At 55.4% G+C, this 15,895-nt stretch carries 17 protein-coding genes and 1 pseudogene; 12 read left to right on the forward strand and 6 right to left on the reverse strand.

Annotation, left to right across the window (positions count from 1 at the left end; genetic code table 11):
* Window positions 1-157: 157 nt before the first annotated feature.
* A pseudogene (locus HY282_08295) lies at window positions 158-676 on the forward strand (autoinducer binding domain-containing protein).
* 45 nt (window positions 677-721) lie between these two features.
* Here the strand turns inward: HY282_08295 and HY282_08300 are convergent.
* Window positions 722-1,378, reverse strand: a complete 657-nt coding sequence (locus HY282_08300; GenBank protein ID MBI3803746.1) for a GNAT family N-acetyltransferase — start codon at window positions 1,376-1,378, stop codon at window positions 722-724.
* Window positions 1,379-1,638: 260 nt separating this feature from the next.
* Here HY282_08300 and HY282_08305 point away from each other — a divergent pair, with 260 nt between their 5' ends.
* The 9 genes from HY282_08305 (at window position 1,639) to HY282_08345 (ending at window position 8,876) form a co-directional block, all read left to right on the forward strand.
* A complete protein-coding gene (locus HY282_08305; GenBank protein MBI3803747.1) occupies window positions 1,639-1,866 on the forward strand; it encodes a response regulator transcription factor in 228 nt (75 codons plus the stop codon).
* A 223-nt stretch (window positions 1,867-2,089) separates the two neighbouring features.
* On the forward strand, window positions 2,090-2,401 hold the full coding sequence (gene rplU / locus HY282_08310; GenBank protein ID MBI3803748.1) for a 50S ribosomal protein L21: 312 nt from the start codon (window positions 2,090-2,092) through the stop codon (window positions 2,399-2,401).
* A gap of 23 nt (window positions 2,402-2,424) precedes the next feature.
* Window positions 2,425-2,682, forward strand: coding sequence for a 50S ribosomal protein L27 (gene rpmA, locus HY282_08315; GenBank protein MBI3803749.1), 258 nt, complete (start codon window positions 2,425-2,427; stop codon window positions 2,680-2,682).
* A gap of 88 nt (window positions 2,683-2,770) precedes the next feature.
* On the forward strand, window positions 2,771-3,832 hold the full coding sequence (gene obgE / locus HY282_08320) for a GTPase ObgE (protein MBI3803750.1): 1,062 nt from the start codon (window positions 2,771-2,773) through the stop codon (window positions 3,830-3,832).
* Window positions 3,832-4,965 (forward strand): glutamate 5-kinase, encoded by a 1,134-nt coding sequence (gene proB, locus HY282_08325; protein MBI3803751.1) that lies wholly within the window; start codon window positions 3,832-3,834, stop codon window positions 4,963-4,965. Before obgE ends, proB begins: the two co-directional genes overlap by 1 nt.
* Window position 4,966: 1 nt before the next feature.
* Complete coding sequence (locus tag HY282_08330; protein MBI3803752.1) at window positions 4,967-6,238, forward strand: glutamate-5-semialdehyde dehydrogenase; 1,272 nt, start codon at window positions 4,967-4,969, stop codon at window positions 6,236-6,238.
* A gap of 72 nt (window positions 6,239-6,310) precedes the next feature.
* On the forward strand, window positions 6,311-6,976 hold the full coding sequence (locus tag HY282_08335; protein ID MBI3803753.1) for a nicotinate-nucleotide adenylyltransferase: 666 nt from the start codon (window positions 6,311-6,313) through the stop codon (window positions 6,974-6,976).
* Window positions 6,977-7,133: 157 nt separating this feature from the next.
* Window positions 7,134-7,505, forward strand: coding sequence for a ribosome silencing factor (gene rsfS, locus HY282_08340; GenBank protein ID MBI3803754.1), 372 nt, complete (start codon window positions 7,134-7,136; stop codon window positions 7,503-7,505).
* Between the two features lie 3 nt (window positions 7,506-7,508).
* Entirely contained in the window at window positions 7,509-8,876 is a 1,368-nt protein-coding gene (locus HY282_08345) for a tetratricopeptide repeat protein (GenBank protein MBI3803755.1), read from the forward strand.
* Between the two features lie 145 nt (window positions 8,877-9,021).
* Here HY282_08345 and HY282_08350 read toward each other — a convergent pair whose 3' ends face one another.
* Both HY282_08350 and HY282_08355 read right to left on the reverse strand, forming a co-directional pair.
* The gene (locus HY282_08350) at window positions 9,022-9,471 is read right to left on the reverse strand and encodes a CBS domain-containing protein (protein MBI3803756.1); all 450 of its coding nucleotides are present in this window, start codon (window positions 9,469-9,471) and stop codon (window positions 9,022-9,024) included.
* 124 nt (window positions 9,472-9,595) lie between these two features.
* On the reverse strand, window positions 9,596-10,543 hold the full coding sequence (locus HY282_08355) for a diguanylate cyclase (protein MBI3803757.1): 948 nt from the start codon (window positions 10,541-10,543) through the stop codon (window positions 9,596-9,598).
* A gap of 226 nt (window positions 10,544-10,769) precedes the next feature.
* Here HY282_08355 and rnr point away from each other — a divergent pair, with 226 nt between their 5' ends.
* A complete protein-coding gene (rnr, locus tag HY282_08360; GenBank protein ID MBI3803758.1) occupies window positions 10,770-12,923 on the forward strand; it encodes a ribonuclease R in 2,154 nt (717 codons plus the stop codon).
* Window positions 12,924-13,055: 132 nt separating this feature from the next.
* On the opposite strand, the gene HY282_08365 is transcribed toward rnr, so the two are convergent.
* Window positions 13,056-13,619: a hypothetical protein gene (locus HY282_08365; protein MBI3803759.1), complete on the reverse strand. Its 564-nt coding sequence runs from the start codon at window positions 13,617-13,619 to the stop codon at window positions 13,056-13,058.
* On the opposite strand from HY282_08365, the gene HY282_08370 reads away from it, so the two are divergent.
* Window positions 13,594-13,830 carry a hypothetical protein gene (locus HY282_08370; protein ID MBI3803760.1) on the forward strand — a complete coding sequence of 79 codons (237 nt, stop codon included), beginning with the start codon at window positions 13,594-13,596 and terminating at the stop codon, window positions 13,828-13,830. The two genes, HY282_08365 and HY282_08370, sit on opposite strands and share 26 nt — an antisense overlap.
* 332 nt (window positions 13,831-14,162) lie before the next feature.
* On the opposite strand, the gene HY282_08375 is transcribed toward HY282_08370, so the two are convergent.
* Together HY282_08375 and HY282_08380 are read right to left on the reverse strand one after the other, a co-directional pair.
* Window positions 14,163-14,819 (reverse strand): HAD family phosphatase, encoded by a 657-nt coding sequence (locus HY282_08375; GenBank protein ID MBI3803761.1) that lies wholly within the window; start codon window positions 14,817-14,819, stop codon window positions 14,163-14,165.
* A 30-nt stretch (window positions 14,820-14,849) separates the two neighbouring features.
* Complete coding sequence (locus HY282_08380; GenBank protein MBI3803762.1) at window positions 14,850-15,548, reverse strand: type 1 glutamine amidotransferase; 699 nt, start codon at window positions 15,546-15,548, stop codon at window positions 14,850-14,852.
* Between the last annotated feature and the right edge of the window lie 347 nt (window positions 15,549-15,895).

Below are 15,895 nucleotides of genomic sequence, written 5' to 3' on the forward strand. Positions count from 1 at the left end.
GCCAGCAGATACCTTGACTCATTATAATCATTACTGTATAGTGCCGTTCACGGGGAGATCCAATCAACGCTCAGGGATATACCGCTTCAAACCCACTGCATCCCCTTCAGTGTTCAGTTTGTGTCTAGAAATCTAAGAGACACGGAAACGGATAGCAATGCGAGTCCCTTCCGATCTGACCAAACATGAACTGATTACCATCCTAGAGCTGATCCATGCCTCGCTGAACATCAGCGAGGAAGAAACCTTCAAAACCCTCCTCTCCCGTGTCGAAACTTTAATCCCTTGTGCTCACACCATCATCGTTCTTGGCAGGATAGACGCATACACCCGCTTTCAGGGCTTTCTGAAGATGGTGAATCTCAGCTATCCGCTCGACTGGGTCGACCTCTATATGAGAGAAGATTACGCGTCGGTCGACCCGATTCTTCGATCCCATTTCGGCCGATTCTCAACCCAGCTTTGGTCGGAAACCTATCAGCAGGCCGTTTCTCCCGGCGAGCAGAAGTTTATCAGAAGCGCCGAGGCATTCGGGTTATCGGATGGAATCACCCTCGGGGTCGCCTCCCAACGTCAGGGGGTCGGAAGTGTTTTCTCATTCGCGGGTCGATCGATATCGGATCACGCCCGCCATGCAACGGTTCTCGAATATATCCTTCCCCACCTCCATGTGGCACTCATGCAAACCCTTTCCCCTTCCCCCACCCCCGATTCCAACCTCTCACACCGTGAGCGGGAGGTCCTCGATTGGATGAAGGAAGGGAAGACCAGCTGGGAGATCTCCCAGATCCTTCACATCAGCGAACGGACAGTGAATTTTCATGTCCAGAATATTTTGGCAAAACTGCAGGGGGGGAAGGCATTTTCCCTGTCCGATCGGTGTCGAGAGAAATCCCATAAATTGAAGCACGCGCCAAAAGCGCTTCTCGACTTCGAGGTAGGCATACCGTATTTCATTGACCACCGACCATTGATAAAGTCCTTTGAGCAGGATGCTCAAGTAACGCGAGGACAATCCCTTCCCCTTGGAAAAGGGGGTGATGGTCAGCCGGGTGATTTCAACGGTGTCCGCCTCCTTTCGAATCCGATAGCCTGGGGCGACCAGGTCGGAGAACTCACTCTCCAGCATAAACGGCTGACTTGAGGGAAGCAGGCGGATTAATCCCAGAAGGGCATTCTCTTCCGAGAAGAGTCCGACCGAGGTTGCAAAAGAGTCATAGCGGTCGATTTCTAGGCCGGTCGGGTTCGGCGGGACCCAACCCAAGATATCGCAATAGACCTGATGTCTCAACCGATATGCCAGTAAAAGCTCCTCCTCCGACTCGATGGACCGGACCTGACAGCCCTCTTCATAAAGATGAATCGCTTGATCGTTCATGTTTTCCTCCTGTTTTAGGTCGATTAAAATGGTTTAAGGTATGCATGCGAGAAAATCCTACCTGAAATTTAGGAGTCGCGGTGACCTGTCAGAATTGACAGGTGACTTTTTAGTGGCCCGGCTTACAATGGTTACTAAGTTAAAACGCTAGGCGATCGCATAGAGGGGACCGCCGGGCAGTATCTGACCGTACGCGAGAAGCTTCTCCAACCCAAGGAAGGGAAAGGCTTATGTTGCTCTTGAACCATGAAGGAGGGAAGATGCTTAAAAAGAGACCGCTGACGAAGCGGGAGACGGAGATCGTTCGCCTTGTCTCAGGCGGCCTGAGAAACAAGGACGTTGCGAAGACGCTTGGAATCAGCGTCAAAACGGTTGAGACACACCGTGTCAACATTATGAACAAGCTCGCACTCGACAATCTGGCACAGCTGATTCGATATGCGGTTCAGAATGGCCTGATCCACATCGAAGTTGAGAAGGCCCAGTAAAAACGACTCCGCTCGCTGAGTCAAGAGCTCCTTGCCACCCGAAAGCGGTATCGGTTTTTCCTTGCAATATGCTTGTAATATGCAAATGAATGGCCCGCGATAAACCGGCCCTGCCCAATCTTCCTTCCTCCGTTCACCCCTTTCCATGAAACTTCTTGACAAGAATGATGAAATCGTGTTTAATATTTCCTTTCGTAAAGACTAGGAAAATGGGAGAGTGGCAATGCATGCAGTCATGGAAACAGGCGGCAAACAGTATCGAGTGACCGCGGGCGATATCGTTCAGGTTGAAAAATGTGTCGGCAATGTCGGCGATAAGATTGAAATCCAGTCCCTTTTGCTCCTCCAAGACGAGCAGGGAGTCTCCCTAGACCGTGAAGCGTTTAAAGCAGCGAAGGTCGTGGCTGAGATTCTCCAGCAGGGCCGGAGTCGGAAGGTGCTCGTTTTCAAGAAAAAACGGCGGAAGAACTACCGGCGGACGCAGGGTCATCGCCAGGCCTTCACCCGCTTGAAGGTGGTTGAAATCTTAAGATAGGACTCAGATTAGGAGTTTGAAACATGGCACACAAAAAAGGGGTTGGCTCTTCCCGAAACGGCCGTGACAGTCAGTCCCAGCGCTTGGGCGTCAAACGGTTCGGCGGCGAGCAGGTTTTGGCCGGCAACATCTTGATCCGACAGAGGGGAACCCGCATCCATCCCGGACTGAATGTCGGCATCGGCAGCGATGACACCCTCTTCGCTAAGATTACCGGCTTCGTCAAGTTCGAACGGGTTGGAAGAGACAAAAAGCGGGTGAGCGTTTATCCCACCTCGTAAGCTTCTCGCTTCACCTTTCCTTCCTCACCCTACTCGTCTCATGGTCCTCCCTCTCCCGGAGTTCGGTACACTCTAAGTCGGAACCGCTGTGTTCATTGATCAGGTCAAAATTTACGTCAAGGCCGGCGACGGGGGCGATGGATGTGTCAGCTTCCGGCGAGAGAAGTATGTCCCACGGGGCGGCCCCGACGGCGGGGATGGGGGAAAAGGAGGCGATATCATTCTGGAGGCCTCCTCCAATCTCTCGACCCTCATGGATCTCCGATACCAGCAACATTATATGGTCAAGCGGGCCGAACATGGCAGCGGGCAGAATCGGAGCGGCCACAGCAGTCCTGATCTCATCATTCCGGTTCCGGTCGGGACGCTTGTACGCAACGCCGAAACCGATGCGGGGATCGCCGATCTGACCGAAGTGGGCCAGCGGGTCGTCGTCGCGCGCGGCGGCCGCGGGGGACGGGGAAACAGTCATTTCAAATCGCCGACCCGCCAGGCCCCCCGCATCGCCGAACCGGGAGGCAAAGGAGAAGAGCAATGGCTGCAGCTCGAGCTGAAGCTCCTCGCCGATGTCGGATTGGTCGGCCTTCCGAATGCCGGCAAATCGACCCTCATCTCGGTCGTCAGCGCCGCCCGACCCAAAATCGCCAACTACCCGTTTACGACATTAGAGCCGAATCTGGGGGTGGTCACTTGGGGGGGAGAGGTCCGCGGTCAGACGCCGCTTCATTTCACGATCGCCGACATCCCTGGTTTAATCGAAGGGGCGCATGAGGGAAAAGGGCTTGGGATCCGCTTTCTGAAGCACATCGAACGAACCCTCCTGCTCCTGCACCTCGTCGACATCTCGGAAACCGGAACGGAAGACCCACTCCATGACCTGGAGGTGGTCCGCGCCGAATTGGCCGCCTACCACCCCACCCTCGCAGAAAAACCGTTTATGGTCGCGGCCACGAAAATCGATATCGCCGGTGACGAAGCGCGCCAGGAACAGCTCCGTCGCTACTGCAAACAGAAGAAGATTCCTTTCTTTGAAATTTCCGCCGCCACCGGGAAAGGGATTAAACCGTTGGTCCGCACGCTTGGCAATCAGGTCGAGCTTTTGAGAAAGACGAGAACAGCCGTTCCCCCGGCGGCCGAATCGGAGCCGTAATGTCCTCACCGCGTCGACTCCTTCAGAAACACAGACGGCTGGTAATCAAGATCGGAAGCAGCCTCATCGCCTCGCCCGAAAAGGGGCTTCGCGAGGAGCGGCTCTCCGAAATTGCCGAGGAGGTCGCCGCACTGCGCGGAGACGGATATGAAATCTTCCTCGTCTCCTCAGGCGCGATCCTCTGCGGGATGGAGAAGCTCGGCTTGGCCCGCCGACCCAAAACGATCCCGCTGAAGCAGGCCGCCGCCGCCGTCGGACAGAGCCGGCTGATGTGGGCATATGAAAAACATTTCGAGCCGTATCGAATCAAGGTGGCGCAGGTCCTCCTCACCCGGGAGGATATCGCCGACCGGAAGCGGTTCATCAACGCCCGCAATACCTTAATGACCCTCCTCGAACACCAGGTCTTGCCGATCATCAACGAAAACGACACCGTCACCATCGACGAGATCAAGCTCGGAGACAACGACAATCTCGCCTCTCAGGTCACCCATCTGGTCGATGCCTCTTTATTGATTATTCTCTCCGATGTCGACGGCCTCTACACCGCCGATCCGAGAAAAATACCGGATGCGACACTCATCCCCCTGGTAGAAGAGGTCACGCCGGCGATCGAACGGATCGCCGGTTCGGCCGGCGCCTCTGGGACCGGCGGAATGGCGACCAAGGTCCAAGCGGCGAAACAGGTGGCCGCCTATGGGGTGACCACGTTGATCGTCAATGGGACATTGCGCGGGTCGATGCGGCGCGCCTTTCAAGGAGAAGAGATCGGAACCCTATTCCTCCCAAAGTCGGTTCGTCTCTCTTCCAAAAAACATTGGATCGCCCACTCCCTGAAGATAAAAGGAGAGGTCGTTTTAGATCCCGGGGCGGTCGAGGCGGTCCTGAAAAAGGGAAAGTCGCTCCTCCCTTCCGGAATCCGTGAGATCTCGGGGAAATTCGAGGTCGGCGACGCCATCCGCTGCCTGACGCCGGACGGGAAGGAAATCGCAAAAGGCTTGACGAACTACAGCTCGTCTGAGATGATGCTGATTAAGGGAATCCACTCTTCTCAAATTGAGAAGGTGCTCGGCTATAAATCAACCGATGAGGTGATCCATCGGGATAACCTGGTAATCCTCCACGGGGTTTAGGATGGCGCTCAAGGACCAACTCAGGGCCCAGGCGACAGAGACAAAAAAAGCAGCCGGCGCATTGGCCAAGTGCTCCACCGAGATCAAGAACAGAGCGCTCTTGGCGATGGCCGACGATCTGGAACGCCACGCCGATCTGATTCTCGCCGAAAACGCAAAAGACCTCGCCGCCGGAAAGGAAAAAGGGCTGGCTGGCCCCCTGCTGGAACGGCTGGCGCTCACGTCAAAGCGAATCGGTGAAATGGCGGCCGGCCTCCGCGAAGTCGCGGCACTTCCCGATCCGGTCGGAGAGGTCTTGAAGATGATCCGGCGACCGAACGGAATTCAGGTCGGCCAGATGCGGGTTCCGATCGGCGTCATCGGAATCATCTATGAGTCGCGTCCCAATGTCACCGTCGATGCGGCGGCCCTCTGCATTAAATCAGGAAATGGTGTTCTCCTTCGAGGCGGATCGGAAGCAATCCACTCCAACACCGCCCTCGCGCGGCAGTTGGAAGAGGCGGGCCGTCGGGCCGGTCTTCCGCCCCATGCCATTACGCTGATCGAGACGACCGATCGTCAGGCCATCTTCGACCTCCTCACCTTCGACGATTTGATCGATCTGATCATCCCTCGGGGAGGAGAGGGGCTGATCCGAACCGTCGTCGAGCACTCTAAAATTCCGGTCATGAAACATGACAAGGGAATCTGTCATACGTTCGTGGACGAATCGGCCGATCTTCGGATGGCGGAAGAGATCTGTCTCAACGCCAAGGTTCAACGCCCTTCCACCTGTAATGCCATGGAGACCCTCTTGGTCCATCGGAAGGTCGCGGCGACCTTCCTGCCGAAGGTTGCGAAGCGGTTCCAGGAGTCGGTGGTCGAACTGCGCGGCTGTCCGGAGACCCAGGCGCTTCTCAAGGAGCGCTCCGGGCTGAAAATCGTGCCGGCGGAAGAGACCGACTGGCGGACCGAATATCTCGATCTCATCCTCTCTGTGAAGGTCGTCGATTCGATCGACGCCGCGATGGAGCATATTGTTGCTTACGGATCGCAGCACTCCGAGGCGATCATCACCCAAGATTACGGCCATGCGATGCGATTTTTGAATGAAGTCGACGCCTCCGCCGTTTTCGTGAATGCCTCCACCCGTTTAAATGACGGCTACGAACTCGGCCTCGGCGCCGAAATGGGAATCTCGACCAGCCGGATCCATGCCCGCGGCCCGATGGGCCTTGAAGCGCTCACCTGCACAAAATTCATCATCTTCGGGGACGGACAGATTAGGAGATAGTCCTCCAATTTTAGCGCTCAGCCTAAGATGAGATAAGCTGAACGCTGAGAGCGGATGGCTGAAAACGCACCTATGCGCATCGGTCTTTTGGGCGGCACCTTTAATCCGATCCATAACGGTCATCTGTATATCGCCGAGGCGGTCCGCAAGCGGCTTCAACTCGATCGCATCCTTTTTATCCCCTCCGGAGACCCTCCCCACAAAAAGGGAGAAGAGCTCCCCGCCGCCGTCCACCGCCTGGAGATGACCCGGCTCGCTCTGCTCGGCCACCCCGACTTTCAAACGTGCGATATCGAAGTAACCCGACCCGGCAAGTCGTATTCCATCGATACCGTCTCCGAGCTCAAGCGCCGCTATCCCCATGATTCACTTTTCTTCATTATCGGGAGTGATGCCTTCTTTGAGCTCTCGACTTGGAGGGAGCCGGAGCGGCTTCTATCGCTCTGCGATTTTGTCGTCACCTCCCGCCCGGACCATCCTTTCTCACAGCTTCCGGAGGTCGGTCCCCTCCTCACCCTTGATCGGGCGCCGCTCCTCGACCTCGATCGCCGAGTCGAGGGAATAGTCTGCCTTCCCCTTCCTTCTGGAAACAGCATTTATTTTCTGGCGATCCCCCCCAGCCCGATTTCGGCCAGCGAAATTAGAAAAAGGCTGGCCTTCGGTCGGGATGTGAAAAATCTCTTGCCTGATCCGGTAGCGTCATATATAATTAAAAACAAATTATATGACACTCGGTAGGACAGGCTGGCCGCGACCCACACAGGAATCCGGTCCTTAACGCCGGAACCGTCGACGATCTGGGGACTTCGGACCACGATAGAGGATCACGATTCTTAAAGATTCCAAGAAACCCCGCTCGAAGAAATCTACTTGGGACACCAAGGCGAAGGCGCTTCTGATCGCCGAAGGGGCCCAGTCAAAACATGCTGAGGAAATTGTCATTTATCAAGTCGGCGAATTGACCTCCCTCGCCGACTTTTTTATTATCTGCTCCGCGGAATCCGAACCTCAAATCCGGGCCATCGTTGATGCTGTCTACGAATTGCTGTCGAAAAAGGGGTCCAAGCCGCTCGGGGTCGAAGGCCGAGAGGCCAGCCAGTGGGTCCTGGTCGATTACAACGATGTCATTCTTCATATTTTCAAGAAGGAAGCGCGCGAATTCTACAACCTCGACCGGCTCTGGGGAGACGCTCCCCAGCTCCCCTTTCCTTCTTCCGAATTGGAAGGTCCGCAGAGCGAAAAGAAAAGGAAAGGGAGGGTCAGATAAAAAATGCCTTTTCTGATCCTCATTTTCTTTGCCTTCATCGGCATCATCGGCTATCTGGCCCAGCTCAACCCTGAAAAGGTCATCTTTTTTGTGACGCGCCAGACCTCCTTCGAAATGCCGGTGACCGCGCTGATTCTCTTCTCCACCGCCTTCGGCGGTCTTCTGGTCATCCTTTCGGCCGGCATCCGTGAGACCCGAAATCTTTTTCTAAACTGGAAATATGCGCGGCTTCAAAAAAAGGAAGCTCAGATTGAGACCTACTATACCGAAGCGGTCAACGCCTTCCTTGGGAAACGCTATCGCGACGCCACCCTGCTCTTCCAAAAAATTTTAGCGCTCAATCCGAACCACGTCAGCACCCTCCTGCGGCTGGGGAAGATCCATCGGATTGAAAAAAACTTCAATGACGCCATCAAGCTCCACCGGCGGGCGCGCAGTCTGGATGAGCAGAATATCGAAGTCCTCCTCGCATTGACACGGGACCTGGAAGAGGCGCAACGGTTCGAGGAGGCGATCCAGCATTTAAAAGAGATCCTCCGCCTCGACGAAACCAATATCGCCGCCCTCGTCCGCCTGCGGGAGCTCTACATTCGGCTGCAGCAGTGGGAAGAGGCGCATCCGATTCAAGAAAAGATCATGAAACTCCCTCTCTCTTCGGAGGCCGCTCAGAAAGAACGGATTGCCTTTCTTGGAATCAAATATGAGATCGGACGTCTCTTTTTACAGCGGGACCAGCATGAGGTGGCCCGGCGCTATTTCAAAGGGGGGATCAAGCTCGACAAAGGATTTTTGCCCTCCTATATCGGTTTGGGAGAAACCCATCTCAAAGAGGGGAAGACCGAATTGGCGGCGGCTCTGCTGGAAAAAGCTTACGACATGACCGGCCACCTGATCCTCCTCCATCGTCTTGAAGATCTCTCCATCGAAATGGGCGAACCGGAACGGATATTACAGGTCTATCGGAGGGCGATCAACAAAGATCGACATAACATCGCCCTCAAATTTTATCTAGGCAAGCTTTATTATCGGCTTGAAATGATCGACGATGCCTTCGAAACGCTGGCCGAAATTGATGCCCACGTCGAATACTTCCCCGATCTTCACAAAATTTTAGGGAACATTCACATGCGGAGAGGGGAGCCGGAAGCGGCGGTCGAAGCCTTTAAAAAGGGACTCAAACTCAAGAAACGGGTGCTCGTTCCCTATTATTGCGATCAGTGCGACTACCATACATCAGAATGGTCGGGTCGGTGTGGACGGTGCGGTCGCTGGAACACGTATCAAGCCAACCCGCTCCTGATCGATAAAACGAATAGAAAAGCGCTGTCGGAAACGCCTTACAGCACCCCCCATCCTCGGGAGATCATCTAATCTCCTCGAAATTGCACCGACCCAACGGTCTTGACGATAGAATGTCTCTGACCCATCAATGTCGCCGTTCACGGCGCGCAACCAAGTCGCTGTACTTTATCTGAATTCAGAATAAAAGGGTACTCATAGAAGAACCCGCGATGGATTAGAACCACCAAGGAGGGGGACTCTCCTTCGACTTTAGATAACCTTGCAGGATATCTCTTCGCGCCACCACCCCGACCAGCGCTCCATTTTTATTGACGACCGGAACCCGAATAAGGTGTTTTTCTTGAAGGAGTTGGACGACCGCCTCCGAGAGGGTTTCTTCATTGATGAAAATCGGATCGGGCGTCATGATCTCCTCCGCCGTCACCTTCTCCAGCTCCCGCCCATTCATGATCGCCTTCAACAGATCAAACTCGCTGACGATTCCAACCAGCTTCTTCCCCTGATCGACGATCGGAACGCTGCCGAACCCCCCCATTGTAATTGCGGTCGCGACCTTGTCACCGGTGGCCGTCTTCGGGTAGTAATAAATATCGGTCTGCATGAAGTGGGCGGCCGACATCTTCTTAAAATCCTCACCCCCGACCATATAGTCGACGCGTCTCATAGTCGCTCCCTCCGTGATTAACGATGTTCATTCTATCAAGTTATCGGCCCTAATTAAAGCCCCAGGCCGGAGGCCATTTAGGTTGGATCTGTTTCTTTTCTCGGGAGGGCAATCTTTGGTGAGGTTATTGACCGATTTCCTTGATCATGGCCGTCTCTATGCAGTTCCTTCCTTGCTTTTTTGCCTTGTAGAGGGCGAGATCGGCACACTGGACGATTTGGTCCATCTCTTTTAAATCGGGATCGGGCACCGAGATGATGCCGATGCTGAGGGTGATCCGCTCCCCTTTTTTCATCTCTTTCAACCGGAGTTGGCGGACATTCTTGAGAATGCGTAAGGCGGCCTTCATCGCCTCGTCTCCCTTTTGCTGAGAGAGAAGCACGGCGAATTCATCGCCGCCGTAGCGGGCCACCGTGTCGACGCCGCGGATTTGGCTCTGAATCGTCTGGGCCGTCTCTTTTAAGATGAGATCACCGATATCATGACCGTAAGTGTCATTGATATATTTAAAGTGATCGACATCAATCATCATGCACGCCAGGGGGGTATCGTAGCGTCTGTAGCGTTCGAACTCTTGTGCAAGCATCTCCTCGAAGCGTCGTCGATTAAAGAGACCGGTCACCGGATCGGTGATCGCCATCCGCTCGAACTTCCGCATCAGCTCTTCATATTCCGCTTTCTTCTTTTCCAGCTGATCCCGGAGCGCCTTTTCACGGAGAACGGCGGCGATCCGTGCCCCGAGCTCCGCATCGTCGAACGGCTTGATAACATAATCGTTGGCCCCTTCATCCAGGCCGGCAACTCGGTCTTTGATCTCGGTTCGGGCGGTCAGGATGATGATGGGGATCGACTGCATTTCGGTATTCATCTTCAGACAGCGACAGACCTCGCGGCCCGAAATATCGGGGAGGACGAGATCGAGGAGGATCAAGTCGGGGTGATCGATCCGCGCCATTTTAATCCCTTGCATTCCATTTTCCGCCACCAAGACCTCATAACCGGCCTTCTGCAACATCACCTTTAAGCGTTTGGTCTCATAAGCACTGTCATCCACAACAAGAATTTTTGACATTGATTGCCTCGGGATTAGGTAGGGGCCGACCTGTGCCAAAGATACCATAAGGTCGTGTCCTGTCAAGAAATTCAAGCAGGGTCAAAGGGGTCTTCAACCGGCCGGAAAGGGAGACTTTCAACTTTGGCGGCGCTTCTGTATAATCATCCCAGGGAGAGAGCGCACACCGTGAATCCGGACGGTCTGCGCAAACGCCCACCCGACCCAGTTGAGGCTCAGACCGACCATGCCGAAGATCGACAAAGAAGCCATCCTCCGAGAGCTTGAGAAAAAATCGGACCACCCTTTTCTGCTCAAAGAATTAATGCAGGCACTCAATCTTCCCAAAGAAGCGCGACGAGAGATAAAGAAGCTGCTGCGTAGAATGATCGAAGCGGGAGAGATCATCCGGACGCGGGGAAACCGCTACGGCCTCCCACAGAAGATGAACCTGGTTGTCGGACGGCTGAAGGGGCATCGCGACGGGTATGGGTTCGTGATCCCTGAAACGGAAGGGGAGCCCGACCTTTTCATCGGCGCCAAAAAGATGGAAGAGGCGATGCATGGCGACCGGGTCGTCGCCCGGGTCGAAGCGACCAAGCCCGACGGCCGTTCCGAGGGACGGGTGATTCGGGTTCTGGAGCGCGCTCGAAAACAGATCGTCGGCCGGTTTGAGAAGGGACGGACGGTCGGCTTTGTCATCCCCGCCGACAAGCGGATCACCAACGACCTCTATATCGCCCCCGAACATCGCCTCTCGGCCGAAACGGGGGAGATCGTCCTCGCTGAGATTCTCGCCTATCCGACCAAAAACCGAAACCCGGAGGGGAAGGTCATCAAGATTCTCGGGAAGATCGATGATCCCCGGATCGATACGGTCATGGTCGTCGAGTCGTACAACCTGCCGCGCACCTTTCCAGACGACACGCTGCAGGAAGCGGACAAGGTCAAAGAATCAGTCACCGCGCAGATGCGCCGGGGGAGGGAAGACCTTCGGGAGCTGCCGACGGTCACGATTGATGGAGAACGGGCGCGCGATTTCGACGACGCCATCTCGATTGAGAAAACCCGGTCGGGCTATCGCCTCTGGGTCCATATTGCCGACGTCTCCCATTATGTCCCGGAAGGGTCGGCGCTCGATCGGGAAGCCTATGAGCGGGGAACCTCGGTCTATTTTCCCGATGCGGTCTTGCCGATGTTTCCGGAGAAACTCTCCAACGGCATCTGCAGCCTCAACCCGAAAGAAGATCGCCTCACCATGACGGCCGAGATGGTCTTCGACGAGGCCGGCCGGCGCATCGACTATAAGCTCTATGACAGCGTGATCCGAAGCGATGAGCGAATGACCTACACCGCCGTCCGGCAAATTCTGACCGACCGAGACGAAACGGTCCGGAAGCGGTATGCCGGACTCCTCCCTCAATTTGAAATGATGGAGCGGCTCGCGATGCAGCTTCGGAAAAACCGGCTGGCGCGGGGGAGTCTCGACTTTGACCTTCCGGAGCCCGAGATTATTTTGGACCTGACGGGCGAAACGATCGATATCATCCGGAGCGAGCGGAACGTCGCCCATCAACTCATCGAAGAGTTCATGCTCGCCGCCAATGAGACGGTTGCCGGGCATATGACCCGCCTGGAGGTGCCGTTCCTCTACCGCATCCATGACCCGCCGACGCCAACCCGGATTTTCGAATTTAATGAATTGCTCAAAACCTTCGGTCTGGTCCTTCACGACCTGGAAAAACCTCGGCCTCGGTCGCTCTCGGATATCTTGGATGTCGTGAAAGGACGGCCGGAGGAGCGTCTGATTCATCAAATCCTCCTCCGCTCGCTGAAGCAGGCAAAATATTCCGCTGAAAATCATGGCCACTTCGGACTCGCCTCCGAGGAGTACACCCACTTCACCTCTCCCATCCGGCGCTATCCCGATCTAATCGTTCACCGGCTCCTCAAGAAAGTCATTCACCACCGGATGTCGCAAGAGGAGCAAGAGGCGTGGGCCGAGCGCCTCCCCGAAATCGGGAAGCAGACCTCGGAGCGGGAGCGCCAGGCGATGGAAGCGGAGCGAGAGGTCATCCAACGGAAGAAGGTCAAATTCATGTCGGACAAAGTCGGCGAGACCTATGACGGTTTCATCTCCGGCGTCGCCGCCTACGGCCTCTTCATTGAGCTCGGCACCTACTTCGTGGAAGGACTGATCCACGTCAGCAATCTTCACGACGACTATTATATCTACGACGAGCGACAGCACGCCCTCATTGGAGAGCACCACCGCCGGACCTTCCGACTGGGTGACCCGATCCAGGTTCGTGTCGAGCGGGTTGATCTGGAGAACTGGCAGATTGATTTTGGGTTGCTGGAGGAAGAGAAGCGGCGCAGCCGGAAACGGCGGACCCGATAAGCTCACGGCGTGAAACCGGTCCGCTGGCCTCTCGAAAGCGGAAACCGCCCCTACGGCAGCCTGTCCCGATTTAGCCGGAAGAGGAATTGAGCGACACGAAGACGAACGGGACATTGAGCCGAAAATCTTCGCTCATGAAATCGAGGATCGCCTGGCCGTTATAGGTATCGACAAAAAGATCGGCCGACACGGTGATGAGAATCGGGAATTCCGCATCGTCGGGAATTGAAAGGCGCGATAACCGACAGTATCCGATTCGTCCAGATTAATAAATTGAACCTCGCCGATCGAATCGTACCAACGGGTATCGGTGATCTGCTGGTCAAGAAGATTGACCGATTGGCTATCGCTATGAGACGTCCCGCTCGCATCGCGCTGCGTCAGCATCACGGCAGCGCCCACATTGGACGACGCCTCTCCCCCGTTGCAATCGGAGTTAATCGACAGCCAGCTGAAGCCGTTCATTTGCAAAAAGGTCGTGACATTCAAAAACCCATCCCCCGGCGGGGTCCAGACAAAATGCCAGTCGATGCTGACCAAATCGGCTTCGAACGATCCGCCGAGGGAGCCTCCGCCCGACACCTCCGCCTGGGTCTGGACGAGATTCGCTTCCGGCCCGATGGAGGTCGTCCCCCGGGTGGTAACGATGTCGGTCGCCGATTCGAGATAGGTGGAGACCACCGATGCCGACGTCATCGATCCGCGATCCGCGACCCACGACCCGCTCCAGACGAGCCCTTCGCGCGGCGGCGTTCCGCTTCTGCTCCCGATTGATCCTCCCCGATCGCGACAGCGCCCCTTGCCTCTGTTTGTCGAAAAACCGCGCGACCGCCTCCCGATCACGCGCTTGCCGTTGCGTGATCGCTTCGGTATCGATCCCCGCTGCCTGAAGGGCCTGGTCAAATAATTTCTGCTTGAATTTGCCCGCCGCCCGCCGTCGCGTCGCCATAAACGACGCGATCTGCGTTCGTTGCTTTTCTTTATTGGCACGGCGCGTTACCAGCGCTTTCGTTCCCGCCTCTAAAATGTCCCGCTCTGCTTTCGACCGCTTCATCTCAGCACCCTCCCCGTTCAGACCGAATCCGCGTTCACCGGATCCGGGTCTTCCGGAACATTCTCCTCCCGCCGATTCGGTCGGACCGCTCTCTTGTTCAGACAAATTGTTATCTATCGGATGAAGGAAAAGCAACAGCGGCGATTCACGCCTGAACGGATTGCGGTTTTGATTAAGATCGATTATCAAACGCTCGGGAATCCTACGGGAGGGGCGGCCCCTTCATAGTGCGGGAGAAGGTGCAACTCCTGAAGCTGGCGGCGGCAATCGTCGGCCCCTTGAAATAAGATCGCCTTCATTTCGAGCCGGCGCGCACTTTCCACGTTGGGGAAATGGTCGTCGATGAACAAACTCTCGGAAGGGATCAATCCATACCGGGTGAAGAGGTGGCGGAAAATCTCGGCGTCCGGCTTGATCATTTGGATGTGCGCCGAGATCACAAGCCCTTTAAACTTGCTCCAAAAATCATACTTCTTCTGAAGGTAGGCAAAGACGGCGACCTGCATATTCGACACGCAATAGAGCGCAAGCCCTTCCTTCGACAGCGCTTCTAGAAGATCGAACGTGGAAGGAATCGGGACGAGCGATTCCCTCACCGCCTGCATGAGCTCCTTCATTTCCGAGAGGGGTCGCTCCGTCCGCCGATGGAAGAGGTTCACCGCCCCCTCTTCATCGAGCGCCCCTTTGTCCAAGACCAGCCAATCGGGATGCTGAAAGACTTGCCTGTTGACGACCGCCCGGAGGTCCGGATCGGGGTAAAGCCGAGCTAAGATTTGATCGGGTTTCCACTCCAGCAAAACCCCGCCAAGGTCGAAAACGATGTTATGAATGGACTGATCCATCACCCCTCCATCAATCAAAGTAATGTCGCATTAAATGAACCTTGCCCACCGCCCGAAGACAACGCCCCCGATCTCACGAAGACGCGGGAGATGATGGGAAACCTTCCCGAGGATTTCTTGTCCATCCACCCGATTCTCTCTGAGTTCTTCCGAGAAAGTGCTCACCATCTCCCCGATCATCTTCTCGGTGACTTCCATATGGAATAAAAATCCATAGGCATTGGATCGATAGCGAAAGGCCTGGCGCTCCGTCTGTGCCGACTTCGCCAGCGAAACCGCACCGTCCGGAAGCTGGAAAATGTCACCATGCCAATGATACGCGGTAAAGGCCGGTTCAATTCCACTCCAGAGCGGATCGGCCTGCGCCGCGGGCAAGAGTTCGACCGGATGCCATCCGATCTCTTTTTTCTCCCCCGGCGCGACCGCGGCCCCCAACGTCGCCGCCAAAAGCTGGCTCCCGAGGCAGACCCCAAGAACCGGCGTTTCGGCTTTGAGCGCCTGCTCGATCAGCCGCATCTCCTCTGAAAGAAATGGATATCGGGAATGCTCATAGACCCCCATCGGTCCCCCCATAATAATGAGTCCCGCGGTCTCTTCCATCGTGTCCGGAATCGGCATCCCCTCGAAGGGTCGAATATACTCCACGGAGCGCTTCGCCGCATCGAGCGCATCGGCAATCGATCCCAACGTCTCACAGCCGATGTGTTGAATCACCCTGATCTTCGGCATCGATCCACTCCCTTTGCTGCCAGGGGTTAAACGCTCTCAGCCGTCATTTTACCCTTTTTGCGGAATCACTGCGTTTCTTTTCGCCAGCCCCGTTCCGGCATCAGTATATCCCTCTCGGTCCATCTTAGATCGAAATCTTTAGCACTTCCATATAAAAGCTGCAACCCTGCTACGATCCAAGGGGGTGTTTCTCCAATCCATCCCCCAGGGATGGGCTATTTCACTTTACTTTAACCCAAACTTGTGTTATGAAGAAAAATATTTCTTTTTGGTTGGAGGTCTTCCTTTATCTTGTTGATCATGATGGACCGATTCGAAATTCGGGATCGATCCCCCACGCGTCCGGG

The organism is Candidatus Manganitrophaceae bacterium, from assembly GCA_016200325.1.
Lineage (GTDB): Bacteria > Nitrospirota > Nitrospiria > SBBL01 > Manganitrophaceae > Manganitrophus.